This window comes from Micromonospora sp. WMMC273 (genome assembly GCF_027460285.1).
GTDB classification, from domain to species: domain Bacteria; phylum Actinomycetota; class Actinomycetes; order Mycobacteriales; family Micromonosporaceae; genus Micromonospora; species Micromonospora aurantiaca.
Map to the genome: position 1 here is coordinate 5,604,533 of NZ_JAPZBE010000001.1, position 25,189 is coordinate 5,629,721.

Annotated in this window: 23 protein-coding genes and 1 riboswitch; of the genes, 12 read left to right on the forward strand and 11 right to left on the reverse strand. The window is 74.2% G+C overall.

Annotated features, from left to right (window positions below; translation table 11 throughout):
- Positions 1-394: 394 nt before the first annotated feature.
- Complete coding sequence (locus O7611_RS26050; RefSeq protein WP_194802082.1) at positions 395-1,474, forward strand: IS110 family transposase; 1,080 nt, start codon at positions 395-397, stop codon at positions 1,472-1,474.
- Positions 1,475-1,544: 70 nt separating this feature from the next.
- Positions 1,545-2,498, forward strand: coding sequence for an RNA polymerase sigma factor SigJ (sigJ, locus tag O7611_RS26055; RefSeq protein ID WP_194801847.1), 954 nt, complete (start codon positions 1,545-1,547; stop codon positions 2,496-2,498).
- A 6-nt stretch (positions 2,499-2,504) separates the two neighbouring features.
- Here the strand turns inward: sigJ and O7611_RS26060 are convergent, their stop codons facing one another.
- Positions 2,505-3,011 carry a DUF402 domain-containing protein gene (locus O7611_RS26060; protein ID WP_123110811.1) on the reverse strand — a complete coding sequence of 169 codons (507 nt, stop codon included), beginning with the start codon at positions 3,009-3,011 and terminating at the stop codon, positions 2,505-2,507.
- Positions 3,012-3,135: 124 nt separating this feature from the next.
- On the opposite strand from O7611_RS26060, the gene O7611_RS26065 reads away from it, so the two are divergent.
- Positions 3,136-5,280 (forward strand): ATP-dependent DNA helicase, encoded by a 2,145-nt coding sequence (locus tag O7611_RS26065; RefSeq protein WP_194801848.1) that lies wholly within the window; start codon positions 3,136-3,138, stop codon positions 5,278-5,280.
- Between the two features lie 52 nt (positions 5,281-5,332).
- Here the strand turns inward: O7611_RS26065 and O7611_RS26070 are convergent, their stop codons facing one another.
- A complete protein-coding gene (locus O7611_RS26070) occupies positions 5,333-6,619 on the reverse strand; it encodes an AI-2E family transporter (protein WP_194802000.1) in 1,287 nt (428 codons plus the stop codon).
- A 162-nt stretch (positions 6,620-6,781) separates the two neighbouring features.
- Between O7611_RS26070 and O7611_RS26075 the strand changes: the two genes are divergently transcribed.
- Together O7611_RS26075 and O7611_RS26080 are read left to right on the forward strand one after the other, a co-directional pair.
- Positions 6,782-7,129: a GroES family chaperonin gene (locus O7611_RS26075; RefSeq protein ID WP_013288840.1), complete on the forward strand. Its 348-nt coding sequence runs from the start codon at positions 6,782-6,784 to the stop codon at positions 7,127-7,129.
- A gap of 97 nt (positions 7,130-7,226) precedes the next feature.
- Positions 7,227-7,394, forward strand: a complete 168-nt coding sequence (locus O7611_RS26080; protein ID WP_167796936.1) for a hypothetical protein — start codon at positions 7,227-7,229, stop codon at positions 7,392-7,394.
- A gap of 18 nt (positions 7,395-7,412) precedes the next feature.
- On the opposite strand, the gene O7611_RS26085 is transcribed toward O7611_RS26080, so the two are convergent.
- A complete protein-coding gene (locus O7611_RS26085; protein WP_269698167.1) occupies positions 7,413-8,906 on the reverse strand; it encodes a PrsW family intramembrane metalloprotease in 1,494 nt (497 codons plus the stop codon).
- A 23-nt stretch (positions 8,907-8,929) separates the two neighbouring features.
- A riboswitch (SAM riboswitch) is annotated at positions 8,930-9,052 on the forward strand.
- Positions 9,053-9,096: 44 nt separating this feature from the next.
- On the opposite strand from O7611_RS26085, the gene O7611_RS26090 reads away from it, so the two are divergent.
- Entirely contained in the window at positions 9,097-10,368 is a 1,272-nt protein-coding gene (locus O7611_RS26090; protein ID WP_269697730.1) for an aminotransferase class V-fold PLP-dependent enzyme, read from the forward strand.
- A gap of 68 nt (positions 10,369-10,436) precedes the next feature.
- Here O7611_RS26090 and O7611_RS26095 read toward each other — a convergent pair whose 3' ends face one another.
- A complete protein-coding gene (locus O7611_RS26095) occupies positions 10,437-11,690 on the reverse strand; it encodes an FUSC family protein (RefSeq protein ID WP_269697731.1) in 1,254 nt (417 codons plus the stop codon).
- A 69-nt stretch (positions 11,691-11,759) separates the two neighbouring features.
- Between O7611_RS26095 and O7611_RS26100 the strand changes: the two genes are divergently transcribed.
- On the forward strand, positions 11,760-12,395 hold the full coding sequence (locus O7611_RS26100; RefSeq protein ID WP_194801851.1) for an HD domain-containing protein: 636 nt from the start codon (positions 11,760-11,762) through the stop codon (positions 12,393-12,395).
- On the opposite strand, the gene O7611_RS26105 is transcribed toward O7611_RS26100, so the two are convergent.
- The gene (locus O7611_RS26105) at positions 12,321-12,653 is read right to left on the reverse strand and encodes a DUF4031 domain-containing protein (RefSeq protein ID WP_194801852.1); all 333 of its coding nucleotides are present in this window, start codon (positions 12,651-12,653) and stop codon (positions 12,321-12,323) included. The genes O7611_RS26100 and O7611_RS26105 overlap by 75 nt on opposite strands.
- 33 nt (positions 12,654-12,686) lie before the next feature.
- Between O7611_RS26105 and O7611_RS26110 the strand changes: the two genes are divergently transcribed.
- Entirely contained in the window at positions 12,687-14,087 is a 1,401-nt protein-coding gene (locus O7611_RS26110) for an FAD-binding oxidoreductase (RefSeq protein WP_269697732.1), read from the forward strand.
- Here the strand turns inward: O7611_RS26110 and O7611_RS26115 are convergent.
- Positions 14,084-14,587, reverse strand: coding sequence for a hypothetical protein (locus O7611_RS26115; RefSeq protein WP_194801854.1), 504 nt, complete (start codon positions 14,585-14,587; stop codon positions 14,084-14,086). The genes O7611_RS26110 and O7611_RS26115 overlap by 4 nt on opposite strands.
- A gap of 66 nt (positions 14,588-14,653) precedes the next feature.
- Entirely contained in the window at positions 14,654-16,471 is a 1,818-nt protein-coding gene (locus tag O7611_RS26120; protein WP_194802002.1) for a glycerol-3-phosphate dehydrogenase/oxidase, read from the reverse strand.
- Positions 16,472-16,539: 68 nt separating this feature from the next.
- Between O7611_RS26120 and O7611_RS26125 the strand changes: the two genes are divergently transcribed.
- Entirely contained in the window at positions 16,540-18,939 is a 2,400-nt protein-coding gene (locus O7611_RS26125) for a S8 family serine peptidase (RefSeq protein ID WP_269697733.1), read from the forward strand.
- Positions 18,940-18,987: 48 nt separating this feature from the next.
- Here O7611_RS26125 and O7611_RS26130 read toward each other — a convergent pair whose 3' ends face one another.
- Positions 18,988-19,506, reverse strand: coding sequence for a YfbM family protein (locus O7611_RS26130; RefSeq protein ID WP_194802003.1), 519 nt, complete (start codon positions 19,504-19,506; stop codon positions 18,988-18,990).
- 70 nt (positions 19,507-19,576) lie between these two features.
- Here O7611_RS26130 and O7611_RS26135 point away from each other — a divergent pair, with 70 nt between their 5' ends.
- Positions 19,577-20,503 (forward strand): GNAT family N-acetyltransferase, encoded by a 927-nt coding sequence (locus tag O7611_RS26135; RefSeq protein ID WP_194801856.1) that lies wholly within the window; start codon positions 19,577-19,579, stop codon positions 20,501-20,503.
- 70 nt (positions 20,504-20,573) lie between these two features.
- Positions 20,574-20,816, forward strand: coding sequence for a hypothetical protein (locus O7611_RS26140; protein WP_194801857.1), 243 nt, complete (start codon positions 20,574-20,576; stop codon positions 20,814-20,816).
- Between the two features lie 71 nt (positions 20,817-20,887).
- On the opposite strand, the gene groL is transcribed toward O7611_RS26140, so the two are convergent.
- The 3 genes from groL to O7611_RS26155 form a co-directional block, all read right to left on the reverse strand.
- Entirely contained in the window at positions 20,888-22,510 is a 1,623-nt protein-coding gene (groL, locus tag O7611_RS26145) for a chaperonin GroEL (RefSeq protein WP_018787968.1), read from the reverse strand.
- A gap of 275 nt (positions 22,511-22,785) precedes the next feature.
- Positions 22,786-24,087 carry a hypothetical protein gene (locus O7611_RS26150; protein WP_269697734.1) on the reverse strand — a complete coding sequence of 434 codons (1,302 nt, stop codon included), beginning with the start codon at positions 24,085-24,087 and terminating at the stop codon, positions 22,786-22,788.
- 110 nt (positions 24,088-24,197) lie between these two features.
- A complete protein-coding gene (locus tag O7611_RS26155; protein ID WP_013288855.1) occupies positions 24,198-24,401 on the reverse strand; it encodes a cold-shock protein in 204 nt (67 codons plus the stop codon).
- A 219-nt stretch (positions 24,402-24,620) separates the two neighbouring features.
- On the opposite strand from O7611_RS26155, the gene O7611_RS26160 reads away from it, so the two are divergent.
- Complete coding sequence (locus tag O7611_RS26160; RefSeq protein ID WP_194801859.1) at positions 24,621-25,136, forward strand: GNAT family N-acetyltransferase; 516 nt, start codon at positions 24,621-24,623, stop codon at positions 25,134-25,136.
- The last annotated feature ends 53 nt before the right edge of the window (positions 25,137-25,189 follow it).

Sequence of the window (25,189 nt, forward strand, 5' to 3'; positions counted from 1 at the left end):
TCCTCACCCCCGGAGCCGCTCCCCGCCCGCCTCGTCCCGCCGATCTTGCGGTTGCGGCCCCCGGTACGCCCGGAAAGCACCTTTTGCCGGGGCGGCAAGTGCAAGACGCTTCTATGTGTGTGGTGATCGGTTCGGCTGGTTGCCGTTAGGGTTCGGCGTTGGTGATCACTCGGGTGACTCTCCGTTGATCCGGCTGCCCGTGGTGTGGGTGTGCCTTGTGCAAGACCTGTCCCCGGGTGATCGTCGGCGCCGGCCCGGCCCACCCTGCTGGCCTGATCAGAAGCCTGCCCGTGCGAGCACACGTGGCCCATCACAGATCTGCCGCCGAGGTGACTGCTTCCCGAGCCGACGCCGACTGTCCCGGTCGTCGCTGGCAAAGGAGCAACAATCCGAGATGACAAGGATCGTAGAGCGAGTCGCGGATCGCTACGACGTGGTGGTAGGGGTCGACACCCACACCGACACGCACACCGCCGCCGTGGTCGACCGTCTCGGCGCCGTGTTGGCGCAGGTCACCGTGCCCACCGACCCGGACGGGTTGGCCCGGTTGCTGACCTTCGCCGTCGCGCACACCCCACCGCAGGGGCGCCGGTTGTGGGCGGTGGAAGGCACCCGATCGCACGGGCAAGGGCTGTGCCGGGTGCTGGACGCTGCCGGTGAAGCGGTCTGCGAGGCACCCAAACCCCCCGCCGCGTCCCGTCGTCGGGGCGGCAAGTCCGACCACCTGGATGCGGTCGCCGCCGCCCATACGGTGCTTGCCCTGCCCGCTGAGCGCATCGCCGTGCCCCGAAGCGACGGACCACGCGAGGCACTGCGTCTGCTGCTGATCTGCCGCCGACACCACACCGATGCCCGCACCGCAGCAGTCAACCTGGTCAAAGCGTTGATCCTGACCGCCGACGACACCCTGCGCGAGGCGCTACGCGGACTATCCACCACCACCCAGATCGCCCGCCTGGCCGCCCTCGACCTACCCGAGCACACCGACCTGCCCTGCGAGGAACACACCCGCCGCCGCGAACTGACCACCCTCGCCCGGCACATCCAGACCCTCGACGCCACCCTCGCCGACAACCACCAACGCCTACGCACCCTCGTCACCGAACTGTGCCCACCCCTGCTCGACCAACCCGGCATCGGACCCGTCACCGCCGCGATCGCCCTCACCGCCTGGTCCCACCCCGGCCGCGTCCGATCAGAAGCCGCCTACGCCACCCTCGCCGGCACCGCCCCCATCCCCGTGGCCAGCGGCCGCACCAACCGACACCGCCTCAACCGCGGCGGCGACAGAACCCTCAACAGCGCCCTACACACCATCGCCCTCACCCGCCGCCGCATCCACCCCGAAACCCGCGACTACATCACCCGCCGCCGCACCGAAGGCCGCACCACCAAAGAAATCACCCGCTGCCTCAAGCGCTACATCGCCCGACAGATCTACCGCACCATCACCAACCACCACCGCACCACTTGACAACCCCACTCACAGATCAACGAGGGTGGGTGGGGTGCCGTGGCGAGGGGTGGGGCGGGAGAATGTCTGGGTGGACGAGCTTGCGGGGGAGTTCGAGGCGGAACGAGGGCGTCTCCTGGCTGTGGCGCAGCGGATGCTTGGCAGCCGCAGCGAGGCCGAGGACGCGGTGCAGGAGACCTGGCTGCGCTTCTCCGGCGCGCTGAGCGACCCGGAGGAGCGCGCCCGCGTACGCGATCTGCGCGGCTGGCTCATCACCACCTGCTCCCGGATCTGCCTGGACGTGCTCCGCTCCGCCCGGGTGCGCCGGGAGGCGTACCCCGGTCAGTGGCTCCCCGAGCCGATGGTGACAGCGGTGCCGGCGGCGGACGGATTCGCGCCCGACCCGGCCGAGCGGGCGATACGCGCCGACCAGCTCGGCACCGCGCTGCTGGTGGTGCTGGAACGGCTCACGCCGGAGCAGCGGGTGGCGTTCGTGCTGCACGACGTGTTCGCGGTGCCGTTCTCCGGCGTGGCGGACGTGCTCGCGGTGACGCCGGAGGCCGCACGTCAGCTGGCGTCGCGCGCCCGCCGCGCGGTGCACGGGCCGGACGCGCCCCGGCACAGCGCCGACCTCGCCGAACAGCGGCGGGTGCTCGCCGCGTTCGCCGCTGCGGTGGAGTCCGGTGAGCTGGAGCAGCTGGTCCGCGTACTCGCCCCGGACGTCGTGTCGATCGGCGACGCCGGCGGTCACTTCCCGGCCGGACGCCGGCCGGTGGTCGGCGTCGACTCGGTCGCCCGCCTGCTCCTCGGCCTCTACGGCCAGGCCCGGCAGCGGGGTGGCCTGCGCGGACGCCCGGTGCTGGTGGACGGCACGCTGGGATGGCAGACGGAGTTCTTCCACCGGGACGGGCGAACCATCCGGATGGTCACCTCGTTCGCGGTCCACGAGGGGCGGGTCACCGGCGTGTTCAACCAGCTCAACCCGGCCAAGGTGAGCGACCTGCCGCCGCTGGGGCCGGACGCCGTCTGGCCGCCGCGCTGGTGAGGCGGCTCAGACCACCAGTGCGAGCCACTTCCGGTACGACGTGGCGAACGGCTCGGTGCCGTCGCCGAGCGCGCCGAGCAGCCAGCGGGACGCGGCCTCGGCCTCGGTGACCACGTCCTCCGGGTAGCCCCAGCGGGCCCGGTGCACGGCGAACTCGTCCTCGTCGCGCAGCTCGACCAGGCCGGTCTCGCGGCGGCGCACCACGTCCAGGTCGAGGTCGATCAGGTGGACCGTCTCCTCGCCCTCCCAGCGGGCCGGGGTGGCGATGTCGCAGTAGACCTCACTGGTGCGCGGCGGCGGGTTGAACATACCGGTCCACCAGCCGTGGTGCGGCACCAGCAGGACGAACGGGATCCGCTCGACCGACGGGCGACCGTGGTAGACGGACTCGGTGCCGGCGGGCACGCCGAGCCAGACACCGAGATCGTCCTCGGCGAGCCGGCGGGCCGGGTAGTCGCGGTGTGCGCTGCCGTCGTACTTGCGGTAGATCACGCGGACCACATCGCTCGGCATGCCTGGCACCCTAACCGATTCCGGCCACGCCACGCGATCGGGAGGTAACCGGACGCGACCCGCCGTCCCGCCACGCCGTCGGAGCGGCCGGACCCCCGTCGGTGCCGGCGGGTACGGTCGCACGGTGACCCCGTCCCGCACCGCCACCGGCCCGGCCGTCCCGAAGAAGCGCCGCAAGGGCCGCGCCGGTGCCGGGGAGTTGCTGACCGCCGCGGTGGGCGCGGTTCCGGGCGGCGCGGCCCGGCCGGGTCAGCAGCAGATGGCCGAGGCGATCGAGCGCAGCATCGCCTCCGGCGAGCATCTGCTGGTGCAGGCCGGCACCGGCACCGGCAAGTCCCTGGCGTACCTCGCTCCGGCGCTGACAGTGGACGGGCCGGTGGTGGTCTCCACCGCCACGCTGGCGTTGCAGTCCCAGCTCGTCGAGCACGACCTGCCGAGGCTGGCCGACGCGGTCGAGCCGGTGCTGGGCCGCCGTCCCACCTTCGCCGTGCTGAAGGGGCGTCACCACTATCTCTGCCTGGCCCGGCTGGACAGCTCGGTCGAGGACGAGCCGGACGACGCGCTGTTCGACGCGCCGCGTGCCGGCAACAGCGGCGGCACCAAGTGGCTCGGCGAGGCGGGCCGCCTGGGCAAGCAGGTGCAGCGGCTGCGCGACTGGGCCGAGGAGACCGCCACCGGCGACCGCGACGAGCTGGACCCGGGCGTGGACGACCAGGTCTGGCGCAGCGTCTCCATGCCGGCCCGGGAGTGCGTGGGCGCGAGCCGCTGCCCGTTCGGGCAGGAGTGCTTCGCGGAGGCGTCCCGGGCGCGCGCCCGCGAGGCCGACATCGTGGTCACCAACCACAGCCTGCTCGCCGTCGACATGCTCGCCGGACGGCACATCGTGCCACCGCACAAGCTGCTCGTGGTGGACGAGGCGCACGAGCTGGCCGACCGGGTCTCGTCGGCCGCCCAGGCGGAGCTGGTGCCGGAGCTGATCGACAGGTCCACCCGGCGGGCCCGGCCGCTGCTGCGCCCCGACGTGGCCGAACGGCTCACCGAGGCGGGTGACGCGCTCGCCGTGGGGCTGGCCGAGGCGCCGGCCGGGCGGCTCACCGCCGGTCTGCCGCCCGCGCTGCGCGAGGCGTGCACGCTGCTGGACTCGGCGACCCGGGCCGCGCTGGAGGGGATCGGCGACGTGAAGGCCGACGACCCCGATCCGGTACGCAAACAGCAGGCCAAGGCCGTGCTGGACGAGCTGTCCACCACCGCCCAGCGGCTGCTGGAGGAGGCCGACCACGACGTCGCCTGGGTCGAGAAGCCGGACAACGGCAGCCGCCGCGCGCTCGTCGTGGCGCCGCTGTCGGTGGCGGGCACGCTCGCCACCCACCTGTACGACGAGCGCACGGTGGTCGCCACCTCGGCCACGCTGGCGCTGGGCGGCCGCTTCGACACAGTGGCCCGGGCGCTGGGGCTGGACGCGCCGCCGCCCGCCCCGCCGTCACCGGCCGCCGCCGCGATCGCCACCGCTGCCGCCGCGGGCCGTTCCCCGGTCACGCCGGTGGCCGCCGCCGAGGGCAGCCGCGCGTCGGTCGGCACCGTACCGGCGACCGAAGGGCCGGGCTGGAGTTCGCTCGACGTCGGCTCGCCGTTCGACTACGCCCGGCAGGGCATCCTGTACGTCGCCGCGCACCTTCCCCGCCCCAGCGTCTCCGGGTTGCCCGGACCGGCCGGTGAGGAGTTGCTGGCGCTGGTCGAGGCGCTCGGTGGTCGTACCCTCGGGCTCTTCTCGTCGCGACGGGCCGCGCAGCAGGCGGCGGAGCTGGTCCGCGCGCGGACCGACCTGCCCGTACTGCTCCAGGGCGAGGAGGCGCTGCCGCTGCTTGTGCGCCGGTTCCGTGAGGTGCGGGAGAGCTGCCTGTTCGGGGTGATGTCGCTCTGGCAGGGGGTGGACGTGCCGGGCGACGCCTGTCAGCTCGTGGTGATCGACAGGTTGCCGTTCCCCCGCCCGGACGAGCCGCTCGCGGCGGCGCGCGCGGCGGCGGTGGACGCCGGTGGCGGCTCGGGTTTCGCGGCGGTGAGCGTTCCGATCGCCGCGGTCCGGCTGGCCCAGGGTGTCGGCCGGCTGATCCGGGCCACCGGTGACCGGGGCGTGGTGGCGGTGCTCGACTCGCGGCTGGAGACGGCCCGCGGATACGGCCCGTTCCTGCGCCGCTCGCTGCCGCCGTTCTGGTACACCACCCGGCCCGAGGTGGCCCGGGGCGCGCTGGAACGGCTCGCCAAGAGCTGACGCCCGCGCCTCCCCGGGCGGGGTGACGCGGGCGTCGGCGAGTGTTTCCCGGTCAGGGCGCCTGGGAGGCGACCACCACCGCGTCCGGCGGGGTGTCCGGCACGGTACGCGCGGCGAGCCGGCGCACCGCGGTGTTGAGGACGGCGATCAGCGGTACCGCGACCAGCGCGCCGGCGATGCCGGCGAGCACCACGCCGGCGGCGATGCCGATGATCACGGCGAGCGGGTGGATGGCCACCGCGCGCCCCATGATCAGCGGCTGGAGCACGTGGCCCTCGACCTGCTGCACGCCGACCACCACGCCGAGGATGATCAGGGCGGTCACCGGGCCGCTGTCGACGAGCGCGACCAGCACGGCCACCACTCCGGACAGGAACGCGCCGACGATCGGGATGAACGCGCCCAGGAAGACCAGCGCGGCCAGCGGGAACGCGAACGGGATGTCGAACAGCACCAGGAAGATGCCGATGCCGACCGCGTCGATGAAGGCGACGAGCACCGTGGCCCGCACGTACGCGCCGAGCGTCGCCCACGACGCGCGACCGGCGTCGTCGACCTTCCAGCGGGCCGCGACCGGCAGCAGCCGGACCAGGAACCGCCAGATCGAATTACCGTCACGCAGGAAGAAGAACGTGGCGAACAGCACGAGCACGGTGCCGGTGAGCACCTCGGCGAGCGTGGCGGCGGTGCTGAGCGCACCGCTGGTGAACCGCTCGGTGTTGCCGTTGATCCAGTTCTGCGCCTCGTTGATGTAGCGGTCGAGCTGGCTGTCGGACAGGTGCAGCGGGCCGGTCTTGAACCAGTCCTGGATCTGCCGAACGCCCTGCGAGGACTTCTCGCTCAGCTCCGGTACGCCCTTGATGAACTCGTTGACCACCAGCGTCAGCGTCCCCACCACGGCGGCCAGGCCGCCGACGAGCACCACACCGGTGGCCAGGGAGCGGGGCAGGCGGGCCCGGAGCAGCCAGCCGACCGCCGGGGCGAGCAGCGCGGAGAGCAGCAGCGCCACGGTCAGCGGGATGATCACGATGCTGATCGTGCCGACGATCTTGAGCAGGGCCCAGGTGACGATGCCGATCACGATCAGCCGCCAGCACCACGCGGCGGCGATCCGCAGCGCGTGCGGCACCTCGGTGTCGTCCCGGCTCACAGTCGACGAGTGCAACGCCGCCGGCGGCTCGACGCCCACCACTGTCGCCTCCGGCGAGGCGGCCGGGCCCGGGGAGGCGGGCGAGGCCACGCCCCCGTCCGCCGCCTCCGCGGCGGCTGCCCGCCGGGTCCGGGCGGCTTCGCGGCCCGACTCGTACGCACGGCGGAGCCGTCCGCGCATCCGCTCCATGCGGCTCAAGCGCACCTCCGGCAAATCGGCCCCACCGGGTCACAGGGGGCACAGGATACGTCCGTACGCCCCACCCTAGGGCGACTCGGCCACACATTGCCCTCCCGGCGCTCTCACCAACCGCGCCGGAATCGACAGACGGCCACGCGGTAGCGTCTTCGCGTGACCGCCGACCAGAGTCTCGACGCCGGGCTGCCGATCCGCCTGCTGCACGACCGCGTGCTGGTGCGTACCGAGGGTGCGGAGGGGGAACGCCGCTCCACCGCAGGCATCGTGATCCCCGCGACGGCAGCCGTGGGCAAGCGGCTGGCCTGGGCCACAGCGGTCGGCGTCGGGCCGAACGTCCGCGCGATAGTGGCCGGCGACCGGGTGCTGTTCGACCCGGACGACCGCTCCGAGGTCGAGTTGCACGGGCGGGCGTACGTGCTGCTGCGCGAGCGGGACGTGCACGCCGTGGCGGCCGAGCGGGTGGAGAGCACCGCCGCCGGCTCCACCGGTCTGTACCTGTAGTCCTCCCCTCCGCCGCCGCTCGCTGCGCGGCGGTGCCGTTTGCGGCGCTGCCCGGCGGGAAGCCCAGGCACCTCAGCGCGCCCTGGGGAGGGACACCATGCCGGTAGTGATCAAGAAGATCCTCGCCTGGGGATTCCTCGCGTTCCTGATCTACTTCATGGCGTTCCGGCCGGACGGTGCGGCGCAGGTGTTCAAGGGCATCGGGGCCGCGCTGATGGCCATCGCCCAGGGGCTCGGCGACTTCCTCACCGGCCTGATGAGCTGACCGGCCCCGGATCGGCTCTCAGCGCCCCGGGTGCCAGGGCGCGCCCGGGTCGTGCCAGCCGCCCGGGCCGTGACCGCTCGGGCCGTAGCCGCTCGGCGGGAAGGCGGGCGGCGGGGCCAGCACCACCGGGATCGGCACCACCGGGTCGTCCGGCGCCTCCACCGAGCGCTGCGAACCGTCCGGGAACCGCAGGTGGTAGCGCTGACCGTCCCAGACCCCGACCGGCGCCTGCGGGTCACGACCGACGAAGAACGACCGGTACGCGGTGATCGCGTCCAGCAACTCCCGTTCCTCCCGTGCCGTCCGCTCCCGCTCGGCGGGCTTGTGATCGAGTCCCCGGCGCATCCCGTCACGCAGCAGCGCCAGCCGGGTCGCGGCGAACTGGTAGCCGCGCATCGCGCGTACCCCGCCCTCACCGGCGACCCGCCGGGCCCAGGTACGCGCCGCGTGCCGCCGGCCCAGGCTCCCCAGCGCCGCCACCTCGGGCGGGGTGAGCCAGCCCGCGCGTACGTAGTCGGGCAACGTGCGCTCGGTGAGCCGGCCCTCCCAGGCGCGCAGCCAGATCGCCAGCCCCACCATCGCGAAGAAGATCGGCATCATCAGGCCGATGAAGCCGTAGAGCGCGATCACCGGCTGCCCGATGGCCTGGGCCAGCGTCGGCAGCAGGTTCCAGGTGCCGTGCAGGATCATCGCCACGAGCAGCCCGGCGAGCGGCGCGAGCACCCGTACCCGGCGGTCGGCGGTACGCGCCGCGATACCGAGCCCGACGCCGGTCATCGAGGTGAACAGCGGGTGGGCGAAGCCGAACAGCAGGATCCGGCCGATGAACAGCGCGATCACCAGCTGCGTGCCGGTGGCCGGGCCGTACTGCTCCACGCCGGTGCGGTAGCCGTAGCCGCCCAGGTAGAGGATGTTCTCCACCATCGCGAAGCCGACCGCGGAGAGCCCGCAGTAGACCAGGCCGTCGGTGATTCCGGAGAACTCGCGGCGCCGGAAGATCAGCAGCAGGAGCGGGCCGGCCGCCTTGGTCAGCTCCTCGATGAACGGGGCGACGAGCACCGCGGTGAGCGCGGCGGGCAGCCCCAGGTCGTCGAAGATCTGCGCGCCGGTCTGGTTGACCTTCAGCGAGATGGCGGTGGAGACGAAGGCACCCCAGGCGAAGCAGAAGACGAGATAGGGCAGCGGCTCGGGCTCGTAGCGGTCGAGCCACAGGAGGCAGGCGACCAGCACCGGCACCGGCAGGACCGCCGCGACGGCGCCCACCAGGAGCGCCTCCGCGCCCAGGCTCTCACTCAGCTTGTAGACCATGTAGAGCGCGCCGGCCGCGATCAGCAGCACCACCCCGGCCAGCACCGACGCCCGTCGCCAGTCGAACCGGCGCGACGGCATCCCGGGCGTCGGTGCCCCCGCGGGCGGTGCGGTGGGCGCGTGCGGTGGCGGCGGTGCTGCGCCGGGCGGGGTGTCGGCCATGCGGTCAGCGTAGTCACCCGCGACCCACTGGTCCGGTCGCATCGTCACGGCTATGCTCCCGAACAGGTCACGAGCGCCAGCGTCAAGCCCCGGCTTGCTGGCCGGCAACCCTCGTCGAGGTTCGCGGTGGGGTGCCCCGGGTGATGACCGGGCCCGGTGCCGCTCCGCGCGCCGGGCAAGCGCGGACCCCGTCCCGGCACGCCTGGGGTCCCTGTGACCCGGAGGCTCCGGCATGACCGTCACCCTCGTACCCTCACTGCCCGTGCTGCCCGCGCCGGTCCGGCCCGACCCGCTCGACGTGCTCGGCGTACCGGGGGAGATCAACCTGGACCACGCCGCCAGCGCGCCGTGCGCGCGGGCCGCGGCCGACGCGGTGGCCGGGCTTCTTCCCTGGTACGCGAGTGTGCACCGGGGCGCCGGCGCGCTGTCGCGGCGCTGCACGCTGGCATACGAGCGGGCCCGGCAGACGGTGGGCGACTTCCTCGGCGCCCGCCCCGGCGACCACGTGATCTTCACCCGGAACACCACCGACGCGCTGAACCTGCTGGCCCGGGCGCTGCCCGCCGGCACCACAGTGATCACGTTCGGCGGCGAGCACCACGCCAACCTGCTGCCCTGGCCGCGCGGCTCGGTACGGCTGCCGGTGCCGGACAGCCCGGCCGGCGCGGTCCGGTCCCTCGCGGCGGCGCTCGGCGAACTGGCCCGCGACGCCCGGCCCGGCCTGCCGGTGCTGGTGGCGGTCACCGGCGCCGGCAACGTCACCGGCGAGTGCTGGCCGGTCGCCGAACTGGCCCGGGTGGCGCACCGGTACGGCGCCCGCATCCTGGTCGACGCCGCGCAGCTCGCCCCGCACGCCCCGGTCGACCTGACCGCGCTGGATGTGGACTACGTGGCCGTGTCCGGGCACAAGCTGTACGCCCCGTTCGGCGCGGGCGTGCTCGCCGGGCGGGCGGACTGGCTGGACGCGGCCCCGCCGTACCTGGCCGGCGGCGGCGCCACCAGCCACGTCGGCGCGGCGACGCACGAGGTGCGCTGGACGACCGGCCCGGCCCGGCACGAGGCCGGTACCCCGAACCTGCTCGGCGCGGTGGCGCTCGCCGCGGTCTGCGAGGCGCTCGGCGCGGCCGACCGGGACGCGCTGCACGCCCGGGAACAGGCGCTGCTGGCCCGGCTGCGTACCGGCCTGGCCGCGCTGCCGGACGTGGTGGAGCTGCGCATGTTCTCCTCCGAAGCGCCCCGGGTGGGCATCGTCAGCTTCGTGGTCGCCGGGCGGGACTCCGCCGAGGTGGCCGCCCACCTGGCGAGCCGGCACCGGATCGGGGTACGCGACGGCCTGTTCTGCGCCCACCCGCTGACCCGGCGCCTGCTGGCCGAGGCCGCCGCCCGTACCGGCCGCACCGACCTGCCCCCCACAGCCCTGCGCGCCAGCCTGGGCCTGGGCACCACAGAGCCGGAGGTGGACACCCTCCTGACGGCCCTATCCGCCCGACGGGGACGATCATGAAGTTGGCGGCCGCAGAAAGCGCTTCCCCGCCAGCCAACCTCATGATCAACGGGGCCTACCGGGGTGGGTCAGCCGACGGGTGGGGCTGTGGGTGGGTGGGCGGCGGGGTTCCGGGCGGCGGGTTCGCCCTGGCGGTTCTCGCCGAACGCCTGCCGGACCAGCCGGTTCGCCTCCTCCTGCTCGACCCCGGAGGCCACCATCAGGTCGCTCGCCGTGGTACGCACCTGCGCGATCACCACGCTGCCGGAGAAGCCGACCCCCTCGGCGTACGCCCGGCCGGCCTCGCTCACCGCGCGCAGCGACCGTTCGCGGGCCTCCTGCGGCTCCTGCCCGGCGGCGAACTCCTGGCGGAGCAGGCGCACCGACTCGGCCAGGTGACCGATCGCGTCCGGCATCGGCTCGGGGGCCGGTTCGTCGTCCTCGATCATGGTGACCGCGCGGCGGATCAGCGTGCCGGTGTTGCGCATGGCCCGGTCGATCGGGTCGGCCGCCTCCGCGTAGTGGGTCAGCTCGCTGCGCCGGTGCCAGCGGGCCGGGGACAGCGTGCTGGTCTCCTTGGCGCCCTCGATCGCCTCGGAGAGGGCGGCCAGTTCCTCCTTGTTCTCCCGCAGCCGGAACAGCGCCTGCTGGGCGGCGTCCCGGTCCCGGCTGCGCACCGCGTCGGCGCAGGCGTCGAGCTGGTCGGCGAGCAGGTCCAGCGCGGGCCGGGCGGCCCGGTTGATCACCCGGAGCGGGTTGAGCGGCAACAGGATGGCGGTGACCAGCAGCGCGATGCCGCCGCCGAGTAACGCGTCGATGAAGCGGGGGAACTCCAGGTTCTCGGTGGACGGGCTGAGCGTCACGATCAGCACTGCGGTGGCCGCGGCCTGGATCACGATGGCGACGCTCGCCCCGGCGAAGATGCTCAGCAGGATCGCCGAGGTCACCACGAGCGCGAGCTGCCACGCGCCGGTGCCGACGAAGTAGATCAGCGCGTCGCCGACGAGCACGCCGACCGCCACCCCGGCGATCAGTTCGACCGTACGCCGGAACCGCTGCCCGACCGAGGCGGCGAGCGTGCCGACGGCGGAGATCGGGGCGAAGACCGGCTGCGGGTTCTTCAGCAGCCGGTGCGAGATCAGGTACGCCAGACCGGCTGCGAGGCCGGCCTGTACGGCGAGACCGAACGCGGTACGGACCCGGTGCAGCCGGTCGTGCAACGTCGCCTTGCCCCGGTGCCGCAACTCCTCCATCGCGGAGGCGATCCGCTGCCCGTCCCGGTCCGCCAGCCCTTCGCGCAGCCTGCCACGACGCAGGAACTGCAGTCGTCCGTCCCGGGCCATGGCCGGTACTACCCGTACCGCCCCGGCTGAATCCCTCCGACCGGGCCGGAGTGGGGCAGACTGCACCCGATGGACGACCTGACGGCACGCTGGCGGGACACGGCACGGGCGGCGGGCGCGACCGATCCGGCGGCTGTCGACCGGGCCGGTGCCCGGCTGCTGGCGGGATGGCGGGAGCCGCACCGGCGCTACCACGACGAGGCGCACCTGGGGGCGGTGCTCGACGTGGTCGACGCGTACGCCGGTCTGGCCCGCGACGCGGACCTGGTCCGGCTGGCGGCGTGGTGCCACGACGCGGTCTACGACCCGCGCGCGGCGGGCGACGCCAACGAGCGGGCCAGCGCCGACCTGGCCGGGGAGCTGCTGGCCGCCGCCGGGCTCCCGGCCGCGACGGTGACCGGGGTACGCCGCCTGGTGCTGCTCACCGCCGGGCACGCGGTCGGGCCGGACGACCCGGACGGCGCGCTGCTGTGCGACGCGGACCTGGCGGTGCTCGCCGCCCCGGCGGAGCGCTACGACAGGTATGCCGCGGCGATCCGCGCCGAGTACGCGCACGTGCCCGAACCGGACTTCCGCACCGGCCGGGCCGCGGTGCTGCGGCACCTGCTCGACCTGCCGGCGCTGTACCGCCTACCCGAGCCGCACGCCCGCTGGGAGGACCGGGCCCGGGCCAACCTGTCCCGGGAGCTGGCCGCGCTCACCTGAGACGCGGTGCTTGGGGCGGCGCAGACCGGCGTCCCGCAGCAGGCGGACGATCTCCCGCGACGGCACCACAGTGGCGCCCAGCCAGACCGCGGTCCGGAACCGCTCGGCGGGCACGTCGTAGTGGTCGCGGTCGAAACCGCGCCGGGGCGCGCCGAGCATCTCGGCGAACGCGTGCAGCTCGGCGTAGGAGACGTCGCTGATCAGGTGCGACCAGAGCCGGCCGCGCCAGGGCACGGCGGGCGGGTCCAGGTAGAGCACGGCAACAGACGGTACGCCGGTAGCCTTCCCGGCATGGCCGCCCATCCCCTCCTCGACGACCTGCGGGCCGCACTCGGTGACGCCGCCGTGCTGACCGACCCGGATCTGCTGGCCGGGCACGAGCGCGACGAGGCCGACCTGTGCGACTCGGGCACCCCGCTCGCGGTGGTGCGTCCCCGCGACACCGACGAGGTGGTGGCTGTGGTCCGGGCGGCCGGGCGGCACGGCGTACCAGTGGTGCCGCAGGGCGCGCGGACCGGGCTGGCCGGCGCGGCGAACGCGGTCGCCGGCGCGGTGGTGGTGAGCACCGTGGCGATGGACGCGGTCCGGGAGATCGACCCGGTCGGCCGGATCGCGGTGGTGCAGCCGGGCGTGGTGAACGCGGCGCTCGCCCGCGCGGTACGGGAGCACGGCCTCTGGTATCCGCCGGACCCCGGCTCGTGGGAGTCGTCCACCATCGGCGGCAACGTGGCCACGAACGCCGGTGGCATGTGCTGCGTGAAGTACGGCGTGACCAGCGAGTACGTGCTGGGCCTGGAGGTGGTGCTCGCCTCCGGCGAGGTGCTGCGCACCGGGCGGCGTACCGCCAAGGGAGTCGCCGGGTACGACCTGACCCGCCTGTTCGTGGGCTCGGAGGGCACGCTCGGCGTGATCACCGAGGTGACCGTGGCGTTGCGTCCGGCTCCGGAGGAGTCACTGACCCTGGTCGCGGTCTTCCCCACGGTGGCGACGGCAGGCGGTGCGGTCGCCGGGATCGCCGAGCGCGGGCTCACGCCGAGCCTGCTGGAACTGCTGGACCGGACGCATCTGCTGGCTATCGAGGCGTACCGGCCGATGGGTCTGCGCACCGATGCCGAGGCGCTGCTGCTCGCGGCGGTGGACACCGGCGCGCGGGCCGCCGACGACCTGGCCCGGCTCGCCGAGGTGTGCACCGCGGCGGGCGCCGACGAGGTCTACGCGGCCACCGACGCGGCCGAGGCCGCGGCCCTGCTCCAGGCGCGGCGGCTGGCCCACCCGGCGATGGAGCGGTTCGCCGCCGAGACGTTCCCGGGCGGCAACGGCGGCCTGGTCATCGACGACGTGGCGGTGCCGCGCGGCCGGCTGGCGGAGCTGCTCGACGGGGTGGCCCGGATCGCCGAGGCGTGCCGGGTGCCGATCGGGGTGGTCGGCCACGCCGGCGACGGCAACATGCACCCGAACATCGTTGTCGACCGGGCCGATCCGGCGAGCCTGGCCCGGGGACGGCAGGCCTTCGACGAGATCATGCGGCTGGGGCTGGACCTGGGCGGCACCTGCACCGGGGAGCACGGCGTCGGGCTGCTGAAGCGGGACTGGCTGGCCCGCGAGATCGGCCCGGTGGGCGTACGCGTGCACCAGGCGATCAAGGCGGCACTGGACCCGGCCGGGCTGCTCAACCCCGGCAAGGTGTTCTAGCCCTTGTCCTCCGCGGGCGTGGCCTGGGTAACGAGCAGCAGCACGTCGTAGGCCACCTTCGGCTTCGGCTCGCCCGGGCAGTCCTGAATGGTGACGGTAAGGTCCGGCGGCACGAGCAGCGTCGAGGTCAGCACGCCGATGCAGCCCTGCTTGTAGTTGCGGGCCTGGTCGGTCTCCTTCGCGATCGCCGGGTCCGCGAGCATCCGCTGGAGCCGCCGCTTCTGGTCCGGGCTCAGCGTGCCGGTGGCGTCCACGCCGTCACCGGCGCAGTCGCGGCACTGCCAGCGGCCGGACGGGTCCACGTCGAGGTTGCGGACCGGGCCGTCACCGAGCCGCTGCACCAGAGAGACGCGCCTGCCGTCCGGTGTCGGACTGGCCGCGCCGACCGCCCCGGGTGTGGTGGCGCCCTCGGCCCGGCCGAAGGAGCAGCCGGTCAGTGCGGTTGCCAGCAGCACAACAGCGGACAGGGCGGGGACGCGCAACCAGGATGGGCGAACCACGCGGGGAAACCTACACTTCCGTAGGTAGCGCGCACCAGCGGCCGAGCGGCCCGGGTCGGGGATCCCCTACCTGGGGGAGGCCGGAAGTTCAACGCCCGGGCCGTCGGTCCCACGGTCTGCCGCGAATCCGCGCACATCGGGCGCGCCGAGGCGGGCCGCGTCTGCCGCGATGTCGTCCGGCATGAGCTGCGACTCCCGCTCGGCCAGCACCCGCGCCCGGTAGTGGGCGACCTCCCGGTCCCGGGTCGCCGCGTCCCAGCCGAGCACCGCACCCATCAGCTCGGCGGCGTGCTCCGCCGACTCCAGGCCGCGGTGGCTGGTCTCGATCGAGATCCGGGTACGCCGGGTGAGCACGTCCTCCAGGTGCAGTGCGCCCTCGGCGCGGGCGGCGTACGTCACCTCGGCGGCGAGGTATTCCGGCGCGCCCGCCAGCGGCGAGCCGAGCAGCGGATCGGCGTCGACCAGGGCGAGCAGTTCCAGGGTGAGGCTGCCGTAGCGCTCCAGCAGGTGCTCGACCACGCCGACCGCCACCCCGTGCCGGCGGGCCAGGTCGGCCCGGTCCCGCCACATGGCGGCGTACCCGTCGGCGCCGAGCAGCGGCAGGTCGGCGGTACGCGAGGAGCGGGTCCGGCCGAGCCGGTGCATCGCGCGGTCGACCACGTCCGAGGCCATCACCCGGTAGGTGGTGTATTTCCCGCCCGCGACCAGCAGCAGGCCGAGCATCGGCTCCACCACGGCGTGCTCGCGGGACAGCTTGGAGGTGGAGTCCGCCTCGCCGGCCAGCAGCGGGCGCAGCCCGGCGTAGACGCCCTCGATGTCGGCGGTGGTCAGCGGCCGGTCCAGCACCTCGTTCACCTGCGACAACAGGTAGTCGATGTCGCTGGCGGTCGCGGCCGGGTGGGACCTGTCGAGTTGCCAGTCCGTGTCGGTGGTGCCGATGATCCAGTGCCCGCCCCAGGGGATCACGAACAGCACGCTCGTCGCGGTACGCAGGATCAGGCCGGTCTCGCCGACGATCGCCGAGCGGGGCACCACGAGGTGCACCCCCTTCGAGGCGCGGACCCGCAGCTTCGGGCGCAGCCCGACGTCGTTGAGCATCCGCGACATGTCGTCGCTCCACACGCCGGTGGCGGCGATCACGGTGCGGGCGCGTACCTCGAACTCGGCGTCCGGCGAACCGGCGGGCGCCTCCAGGTCGCGGACCCGCACGCCGGTGACCTCCCGGGCCTGCCGGGTCAGGCCGACCGCGCGGGCGCTCGTCACCACAGTCGCGCCGAGGCTCGCCGCGGTGCGCGCCAGCGTCACCACCAGGCGGGCGTCGTCGACCTGGCCGTCGTAGTAGCGGATCGCGCCGGCCAGCTTGTCCGGCCGGAGGCTGGGGAAGATCCGGCGGGTGCCCTCGCGCGTGAGGTGCCGGTGCAGCGGCATGCCGCGCCCGCCGCCGAAGACCCCGGCGAACGCGTCGTACGCGGCCACGCCGAGGCCGTAGTAGGAGCGGCGGAAGAACCGCCCGGGCAGATCACGTGCGCCGCCCTCGGCGGGCAGCGGCACCAGGATCGGCACCGGCCGGACCAGGTGCGGCGCGAGCCGGGTGGCGAGCAGGCCGCGCTCGGTCAGCGCCTCGTGGACCAGGTGGAACTCCAGCTGCTCCAGGTAGCGCAGGCCGCCGTGGATCAGCTTGCTGGACCGGCTGGACGTGCCGGCGGCGTAGTCACGCGCCTCCACCAGGGCGACCTTCAGCCCTCGGGACGCGGCGTCGAGCGCGGCGCCCGCTCCGGTCACGCCACCGCCGATTACCAGCACGTCGAACCGCTCGGCCCGGAGCCGGCGCAGGTCGTCGGCGCGGCGCTCGGCGGACAGCCGGCCGGCCGTGGATCGGGACACACTCGGGTCACGCACCAGTCAACGGTAACCGTCCCGGGCGCGCGGCGACACGGCCCGGCCGTACCGTGATGACCATGCTGACCGGTCCGCCGCTCGCCCCCGTACCGCCGCCGCCACCGCGCGGGACCGGTCCGTGGCCGGTCGTCGCGGCGGTGGCGACCGGCGTGTGGATCGTGCTGGTCACCGTGCCGGGCCAGGTCACCGGCTGGCTGGTCGACCAGGTGGCGCTGGTGATCGGCGCGGACCGGCCGGTGGCGGCCTGGCCGGTGGTGGCGGTGGCCACGGTGCTGCTGGCGGGCGCCCCGGCGCTGGCGCTGGCGCTCGCGCCCCGCTCCCCCGCGCTGCGAGCGACCGGCCGGGCCTGGGCCGCCGCCGTGGTGGCGCTCGGCACGACCACGCTGCTGCGGGCGGTGCCGCCGGTGCACCACGAGGCGTACCTGGCCGCGCTCGCGGTGACCGCCGCGGTGCTCGCGCTCGTCGCCGTCCGTCTCGGCCGGGTCCGGCCACCGGTGGTGGTGGACGCGGCTCCGGAGGGCCGGTTCGGGCCGGTGTCGCTGCTGGCGATCGCGGCCGGGCTGGCCCTGCTGCTGCCGTGGGCCTGGGTCGGCGCGCTCGGCGGAGCGCTGGAGACGTTGCTGGCCGCCCTGGCCGCCGCCGCGCTGGGCGCGCTCGCGGGGGCGCTGCTCGGCGCCGGTTTCTGGGCCGCGTTCGGGCCCGGTTCGGTCCGGCTGGTGCTCGTCGGCGGCCTGGTCGCGGGTGTCGCGCTGACGCCGCTCGCGGCCGGCGCCGGGCAGACGGGCGTGCAACTGCCGGCGCTGGTCCTGCTGCCGCCGCTCGGTTTCGTGCTGGCCGCGCTGGAGGCGGCGGCCCGCCACGCGGGCCGTCCGGCCGGGCCCGCGCCGGTGCGCCGGCTGGTCGGGCTCGCCCTGCTGGGGCCGCTGGCGTTCACCGACCCGGAGGAGATCAGCCTCCTGCTCTCCGCCACCCGCGACATGCCGTTCTGGGTCGCGGTGGGCACCGGCGTGGCGTTCGCCGTCGCGGTCCTGCTCGCAGTCGGGTACGGCGTGCTGCTCGCCCGATCCCGCGCCCGCGCGCCCCGGCGCGGTCCGGCCGCGCTGGCCGCCGCCGCGCTGCTCGCCGCCGTCGCCGTGGTGTACGTGGTCCCCGGCCAGCCCGGTCTGTACGGCGAGCGGCTGCTCGTGGTGCTGCGCGAGCAGGCCGACCTGACCGGCCTGCCGGCCGGGACGCCGGGCCGGGCCGGACGGGACGCCCGGGCGACCGAGGTCTACCGGCGGCTGGTGGCGACAGCCGACCGCACGCAGGGCGACCTGCGCCGCACGCTCACCCGGATGCGGCTGAACCCGACGCCGTACTACCTGGTGAACGCGATCGAGACGGACGGCGGCCCGGCGGTACGGGCCTGGTTGTCGAGCCGCCCCGAGGTGGCCCGCGTGCTGGTCAGCCAGCGGGTACGCCCGCTGCCCGCGCTCGCCCCGGAGGCACGCGGCGACCAGCCCGCACCGGCCGGCCCGGCCTGGAACATCTCGCTGATCGGCGCGGACCGGGTCTGGTCCGAATTGGGGGTCACCGGTTCCGGTGTGGTGGTCGGCAGCTCCGACTCCGGGGTGGACGGCCGGCACCCGGCGCTCGCGGGCGGCTTCCGGGGCGGCGACGACTCCTGGCACGACCCGTGGGAGGGCCGCCGCGCCCCGGCCGACCGGGGTGGCCACGGCACCCACACGCTGGGCAGCGCGGTGGGCCGGGACGGGATCGGCGTCGCGCCCGGCGCGAGCTGGGTCGGCTGCGTCAACCTGGACCGCAACATGGGCAGCCCGGCCCGCTACCTCGACTGTCTCCAGTTCATGCTGGCCCCGTTCCCGCCGGGCGGGAACCCGCTGACCGACGGCCGTCCCTCCCGCGCCCCGGACGTGCTCACCAACTCGTGGGGCTGCCCGCCGGTCGAGGGATGCGACCCGGGGGCACTGCGACCGGCGACCGCCGCGCTGACCGCGGCCGGCATCCTGGTGGTGGCCGCTGCCGGTAACACCGGCCCGTCGTGCGGCTCGATCGCGGACCCGCCCGCGCCGTACCCGGACGTACTGACCGTCGGGGCGGTGGACCGGCAGCGCCGCGTCACCGAGTTCTCCAGCCGGGGCCCGGCGCCGGACGGCCGGGCCAAGCCGGACCTGGTCGCCCCCGGTGCGGCTGTGCTCTCCGCGATGCCCGGCGGTGGGTACGCGACGCTGGACGGCACCTCGATGGCGACGCCGCAGATCGCCGGTGTGGTGGCGCTGATGTGGTCGGCGAACCCGGCGCTGCTCGGCAACCTGGAACGGACCCGGGCCATCCTGCGCGACACCGCGCAGCCGGTCGCGTCGCCTGCCGGCACCTGCGGCGGACCGCAGGACGTCTCCGGCGCCGGGCTGGTGGACGCGTACGCGGCGGTGCGCGCGGCCCGGGCCGGGTGAACGCCAGTCGTCACCGCCGTACCACCGGCCACCGCGACGCCCCGCCGGTCAGTCGAGCCAGCAGATGACCGCGTCGCCCGCCTTCGCCGCTGCGGCGAAGTAGTCCCGGGCGTACGGCAGGTGGTGGGCCACCCAGTCCAGCTCACCGTCGCGGTCCCAGATCAGCGGATAGATGTCCGCAGCGGTCAGCTCGGCCGGGTCGACGCCCCACAACAGGTCCTCCTCGGTGATCCCGGCCAGCGCGGTCGCCGCCTCGGCCACCTGCTCCGGCGTCAGGTAGGCCGGCGGGCCGTAGCCCCAGTCGTACGGCTCGAGGAACTCCGCCCAGTCCATGCCCTCCGGCGGGGCGTCGGGCAGCGCGACGAGCAGCTCGCCGCCGGTGACCAGCGGCACCGTGACGCCGCGCCGCTCCAGCAGGAACTGCAGTGCCTGCCAGGCCTTGCCCGTGCCGGCGTGCCGCACGTCTTCGGCATCGGCCGCCGCCTGCGCGAACTCGTAGGCCCAGTCGTGATCCGCTCTGGCCCGCGCCAACTCGTCGGGCCTCACCCGGATCCAATTCCCGTTCATGCTCACGGGCGCAGCCTAGAGACCGGGCCCGACACCCGTCGTCCGGCGGAGGGCGCTACCGTCGGCAGCCATGAACGTGGAGATCACCGATCTGCCGCCCGAGCCGTCGCCTGCGGTTGTCGACCTGTGCGGGCGCGCGCTCGACCTGTCCGAGGACGCGGCCGAGGCGCCGGGCATCGTGGACACTCTGACCCGGCGGGCGGCGGCGCACCGGCCGGTCGTGGTGCTCGGCGCGGTACGCGACGGCGCGCTGGTCGGCGTACTGATCGGGTCGCTGTCGGCGGCCGATCCGCGCCTCGGCCACGTCGACCTGGTCGCGGTCGCGCCTGCGGAACGCCGCCAGGGCGTCGGCGGGGCGCTGCTGACCGAGGCGGAGAGCCGGCTCGGCGCGCTCGGCGCGGCCGAGGTGCTGCTCGCCGGCAACCCGCCGCACTACGCCTGGCCCGGCATCGACGTGCGCTACACCCCGGCGGTCTGCGCCGCGCAGCGGCTGGGTTACCGGCAGGACCGTACCGCCTGGAACATGACCGCCGAGCTGGCCGACGGGTCGGCGGCGCTGCGTCCCACCGAGGCCGCCGAGCAGCGGCTGGCCGGGCGGGGCGTGACGGTACGCCGGGCCGGCCCCGACGACCTGCCGGCGCTCGCCGCGTTCGCCAGGTCCACGTTCGGCGGCACCTGGGACGGTGAGCTGGCCGGTTCGGTGGGGCGGCCGGACGCGGGTGTGCACCTGGCCGAGCGGGACGGCGAGATCCTCGGGTTCGCCGCCTACGGGTCGGCGCGGCCGAGCTGGTTCGGGCCGATGGGCACCGCACCGGCGGCGGAGGGCTCCGGGATCGGCGGCGTGCTGCTGCGCCGGTGCCTGCGTGACCAGGCGGCCGCCGGGATCACGGCGGCGCAGATCGGCTGGGTGGGGCCGGTGCCGTTCTACTCGAACGCGGCGGGTGCCCGGATCGAGCGGGTGTTCTTCCTGTACCGGAAAGCCGTCAAAGGGGCATAGACGTCAATAGCGCCATTCGGCCTCCTTCGCCATCGACCGGGCTCTACGGTCGGAGCAGAGGAGGCGGTGCATGACCACGAATGACGAACGGGCCGAGGACCCGGCGGCGGGCCGGCGCCCGTCCGACGAGCTTCCCGGCCAGCTTCCGTTCGACCGGCTCGACGTCGGTGACGCCGAGCAGCTCGCCGAGCTGACCGGCGGCGACGGGCCACCGGTGGAGGAGACACGGCAGCCGGTGGACGAGCCGAGGCGGTTGCCGCCGCCGTACGACAGGGCGCACAAGCGGCGCAACCAGCGCCCGCTGCCCACCTGAGCCGGGTACGCGGAAAGGGGGCGGACCGCTGACGCGGCCCGCCCCCTTCGGCGTACTGGATGGAGCTGGACTCAGAAGTCCATCTCCCCGCCACCCGGGCCGGCCGGGGCGGCCGGGGTCTTCTCCGGCTTGTCCGCGACGACGGCCTCGGTGGTGAGGAACAGCGCGGCGATCGAAGCGGCGTTCTGCAGCGCGGAACGCGTCACCTTGGCCGGGTCGATGATGCCCGCGGCCAGCAGGTCCACGTACTCGCCGGTCGCGGCGTTGAGGCCGTGGCCCGGGTCGAGGTTGCGGACGCGCTCGACGACGACGCCACCCTCCATGCCGGCGTTGACGGCGATCTGCCGCAGCGGGGCGTCCAGCGCGATCTTGACGATCTGCGCGCCGGTCGCCTCGTCGCCGGCCAGGTCCAGCTTGTCGAAGGCGGTCTTGCCGGCCTGCACCAGCGCGACGCCACCACCCGGGACGATGCCCTCCTCGACGGCGGCCTTCGCGTTGCGGACGGCGTCCTCGATGCGGTGCTTGCGCTCCTTCAGCTCGACCTCGGTGGCCGCGCCGACCTTGATCACCGCAACACCGCCGGCCAGCTTGGCCAGACGCTCCTGCAGCTTCTCCCGGTCGTAGTCGGAGTCGCTCTTGTCGATCTCGGCCCGGATCTGGTTCACCCGGCCCTGGATCTGCTCGGCGTCACCGGCACCGTCGACGATGGTGGTCTCGTCCTTGGTCACCACGACCTTGCGGGCGCGGCCCAGCATCTCGAGGCCGGTCGCGTCCAGCTTGAGGCCGACCTCCTCGCTGATGACCTGACCACCGGTGAGGATGGCGATGTCGGTCAGCATGGCCTTGCGGCGGTCACCGAAGCCCGGCGCCTTGACGGCGACCGACTTGAAGGTGCCACGGACCTTGTTGACCACCAGGGTGGCCAGGGCCTCGCCCTCCAGGTCCTCGGCGATGATCAGCAGCGGCTTGCCCGACTGCATGACCTTCTCCAGGATCGGGAGCAGGTCCTTCACCGACGAGATCTTGCTGTTGACGATCAGGATGTACGGGTCGTCGAAGACGGCCTCCATACGCTCCGGGTCGGTCATGAAGTAGGCGGAGATGTAGCCCTTGTCGAAGCGCATGCCCTCGGTGAGCTCGAGCTCCAGGCCGAAGGTGTTGCTCTCCTCGACGGTGATGACACCTTCCTTGCCCACCTTGTCCATCGCCTCGGCGATGATCTCGCCGACGCTGGGGTCGGCGGCAGAGATGGAGGCGGTGGAGGCGATCTGCTCCTTGGTCTCCACGTCCTTGGCGAGCTTGAGCAGCTCCTCCGAGACGTTGGCCACGGCCGCCTCGATGCCCCGCTTCAGGGCCATCGGGTTGGCGCCGGCGGCCACGTTGCGCAGACCCTCACGGACCAGGGCCTGGGCCAGGACGGTCGCCGTCGTCGTGCCGTCACCGGCGACGTCGTCGGTCTTCTTCGCGACCTCCTTGACCAGCTCGGCGCCGATCTTCTCGTACGGGTCCTCGAGCTCGATCTCCTTGGCGATGCTCACACCATCGTTGGTGATGGTGGGGGCACCCCACTTCTTCTCGAGCACGACGTTGCGGCCCTTGGGGCCGAGGGTCACCTTCACGGCGTCGGCGAGCTGGTTCATGCCCCGCTCGAGGCCGCGGCGCGCCTCTTCGTCGAACGCGATCATCTTGGCCATACGGCGTTGTCCTCCTGGACACTCACGGGCCACCCGGGATGCCCGGATGGGCCGTCTGGTGTACGCACCTTGGGGACGTCGCCACCTGGCGACGACGACGTCTCCTCGGTCGGGCCGGACAGCCCGCGACGACCGGCCTCGTACCGCTCCGGCACCCCTTCGGACACCGGTGCGACCGTGGCCCTACCGCCCCGACCTTCTGGCACTCACCGTACGCGAGTGCCAATGACTTGTTTAGCACTCTCCCTAGCCGAGTGCAAGCACGACAGCCCCGCTCAGCCGAGTTCCGCCGCCAGCCGAGCCGCGTTCACCGGGCCTTCGTGAGCCCGCTGTTCGGCGTACGTGACGACCAGCCCGACCTGCTGCGCCAGGTAGGCCGGGGCGGCGAGCAGGGCACCGAACACGGCGAGCACCACGGCCCCGATCGCGGTGCCGACGGCGTTCATCGGCGTGACGCCGAACGCCGCCCCACTGATCCCGCCCACCACGGCGTCGAGCACCGTCGCCGCGAAGAGCACCGCGATCACCAGCGCGACCCGGCCCAGCACCATGCCGAACCGGCTGTGGAACATCCGCCACGCGCGCCCGATCGGCTCCCGCCGCTCGAACAGGTAGACCGGGCCGAACAGGGCCAGCGCGAACGCGGCGTACAGGCCGGGCAGCAGGCAGAAGCAACTGCCGAGCACGACCAGGAGCGAGACGAGGAGCGTCCAGCCCCACAGGCCGAGAGCGCGGCGCAGCCCGTACCGGAAGGCGGCGCCGAGTTCGACCGGCTCGCCGGCCGCCTGGCGGGTGACCACCCAGGTGCCGGCGGCCCAGCCCATCGCCTGGAGCAGCCCGAAGACCAGCCCGGCGGACAGGAGCACGCCGTAGAAGGCGAACATCTGCCCCCAGAAGCCGGCCGGCAGCACCGGCGCGCCGTCCGGCGCTGTCGCCAGCTCGCCCTCGGGGCTGAAGACGAGCGTGAGGACGCTGATCACCGAAGCCGGGAGCACCTGGGTGAGCAGCACGATCGGCAGCAACTGCCGCCAGCCGCGCCGCAACGCGGCGGTGCAGCGGGCGAACCAGGGACCGATGCCCGCGTGCGGCGGGTTGACGAGCGGATCCTGCGGGTCGAGGCCGGGGAACCAGCCGGCGTACGCGCCGGGACCGGCCTGCATCGGGTACGCGGCACCGGGCACCGGGTACGCCGCGCCGGGCATGGGATGGCCCGGGTACGCGGGAGGGCCCCAGCCGGTGGGGGGCGTGCCGGGCGGCGCGTTCCAGCCGTGTGGCGGGGTGCCCGGGGCGTTCCAGTTCTGCGGCGTAGCGCCCGGCGCGGTCCAGCCGGGCGGGGTACCCCAGCCGGGTTGGCCGGCCGGGTTCGGGGCGCCGGGCTGCGGGCTGCCGTCCTCCGGAACGATCGGGGCGTGGCCGGTCTGACCGGCCCACGGGTCGGCGCCGGGCGGGCCGGAGGCGGGCGTCCCCGGCGGTCCCGGCGCGGCGGCCGGCGGTGGGGGCGCGGTCGGGTCGGCCGGAGGGCCGGACGACGCCGGCGGCACCGGCTCGGTGGAACCCGACGGGGGCAGATCGGACATGGGCCCTCCTCAGCGACTACGGCTGGAACGGCTCATGATCTTCCATGGTGGCCGGCCGCGACGCAGCCCCCCGGTCCGGGGCCCGGTCACGGAGCACCGCCCGCCGCAGATCAGGCGATGACGCGGACCCGCTCGGCCTGCGGGCCCTTCTGCCCCTGCGCGATCTCGAACTCGACGCGCTGGCCGTCGTCGAGCGCCTTGTAGCCGTCCATCTCGATCGCGGAGAAGTGGACGAAGACGTCCTGCCCGCCGTCGACGGCGATGAAGCCGTAGCCCTTTTCGGCGTTGAACCACTTCACGGTGCCCTGTGCCACGGTGCACTTCCTCACTCTGCGCGGCGTTCCAAGACCCGGGGACCGGCGGACCGGCACCGGCGGCGCACCGGGCCCAGCGATCGGTAATGCTGAATTCGGTGACCGAAATCGCACGCTACACGAGGCGTGACGACGGCGCACGACCACAAATCGGGCATATTCCGGGCGTGGAACAGCCCGGTCGCACACGCGCGTCGGGTCGTCCGGTATGCATGCGGCATGACCAGCGTGCGCACCACGACCATCGTCCACCGGGTCCGGCCGACCGACGCCGCCCGGATGCGGGCGCTCCGGTTGGAGATGCTGGCCGACTCTCCGCTGGCGTTCCTGGAGACCGTGGCCGAGGCCGCCGCCCTGCCGCACACGGAGTTCGCGGCCCGGGTCGCGGCCGTCTCCCGGGGCGACCACAACGCGCAGTTCGTGGCCGATCCGGGTGGCCGTCTGGTCGGCCACGCCGGCGGCGTCGCGGCGCCGGACGAACCGGGCCTGACGCTCGTCTACGCGGTCTACGTGACCCCGGCGCTGCGGGGTACCGGCCTGCTGGCGGCGCTCGTCGACGAGGTGGCGGCCTGGTCGCGCGCCTGCGGGCGGCCCGAACTGATGATGGAGGTGGTGGTCGGCAACGACCGCGCCTATCGGGCCTATCAGAAGCTGGGCTTCGTGGACACCGGGGTACGGGTGCCGCACCCCCGGATCACCGGCCTGTACGAACTCCAGATGCGCCGCCCGGCCTGAGAACGCCGCCGGGCGCGTCGGTCGTCACCGCGACGACCGACGCACCCGAAGGC

Bases quoted from the DNA above. Each gene is read 5' to 3' on its own strand.
- O7611_RS26150 (WP_269697734.1), bottom strand. From the start codon at position 24,087: ATGTCCGATCTGCCCCCGTCGGGTTCCACCGAGCCGGTGCCGCCGGCG.
- O7611_RS26100 (WP_194801851.1), top strand. From the start codon at position 11,760: ATGGACGACCTGACGGCACGCTGGCGGGACACGGCACGGGCGGCGGGC.
- O7611_RS26090 (WP_269697730.1), top strand. From the start codon at position 9,097: ATGACCGTCACCCTCGTACCCTCACTGCCCGTGCTGCCCGCGCCGGTC.
- O7611_RS26140 (WP_194801857.1), top strand. From the start codon at position 20,574: ATGACCACGAATGACGAACGGGCCGAGGACCCGGCGGCGGGCCGGCGC.
- O7611_RS26080 (WP_167796936.1), top strand. From the start codon at position 7,227: ATGCCGGTAGTGATCAAGAAGATCCTCGCCTGGGGATTCCTCGCGTTC.
- O7611_RS26110 (WP_269697732.1), top strand. From the start codon at position 12,687: ATGGCCGCCCATCCCCTCCTCGACGACCTGCGGGCCGCACTCGGTGAC.
- O7611_RS26050 (WP_194802082.1), top strand. From the start codon at position 395: ATGACAAGGATCGTAGAGCGAGTCGCGGATCGCTACGACGTGGTGGTA.
- O7611_RS26085 (WP_269698167.1), bottom strand. From the start codon at position 8,906: ATGCGACCGGACCAGTGGGTCGCGGGTGACTACGCTGACCGCATGGCC.
- O7611_RS26070 (WP_194802000.1), bottom strand. From the start codon at position 6,619: ATGGAGCGGATGCGCGGACGGCTCCGCCGTGCGTACGAGTCGGGCCGC.
- O7611_RS26095 (WP_269697731.1), bottom strand. From the start codon at position 11,690: ATGGCCCGGGACGGACGACTGCAGTTCCTGCGTCGTGGCAGGCTGCGC.
- O7611_RS26130 (WP_194802003.1), bottom strand. From the start codon at position 19,506: ATGAACGGGAATTGGATCCGGGTGAGGCCCGACGAGTTGGCGCGGGCC.
- O7611_RS26135 (WP_194801856.1), top strand. From the start codon at position 19,577: ATGAACGTGGAGATCACCGATCTGCCGCCCGAGCCGTCGCCTGCGGTT.
- O7611_RS26160 (WP_194801859.1), top strand. From the start codon at position 24,621: ATGACCAGCGTGCGCACCACGACCATCGTCCACCGGGTCCGGCCGACC.
- groL (WP_018787968.1), bottom strand. From the start codon at position 22,510: ATGGCCAAGATGATCGCGTTCGACGAAGAGGCGCGCCGCGGCCTCGAG.
- O7611_RS26125 (WP_269697733.1), top strand. From the start codon at position 16,540: ATGACCATGCTGACCGGTCCGCCGCTCGCCCCCGTACCGCCGCCGCCA.
- O7611_RS26060 (WP_123110811.1), bottom strand. From the start codon at position 3,011: ATGCCGAGCGATGTGGTCCGCGTGATCTACCGCAAGTACGACGGCAGC.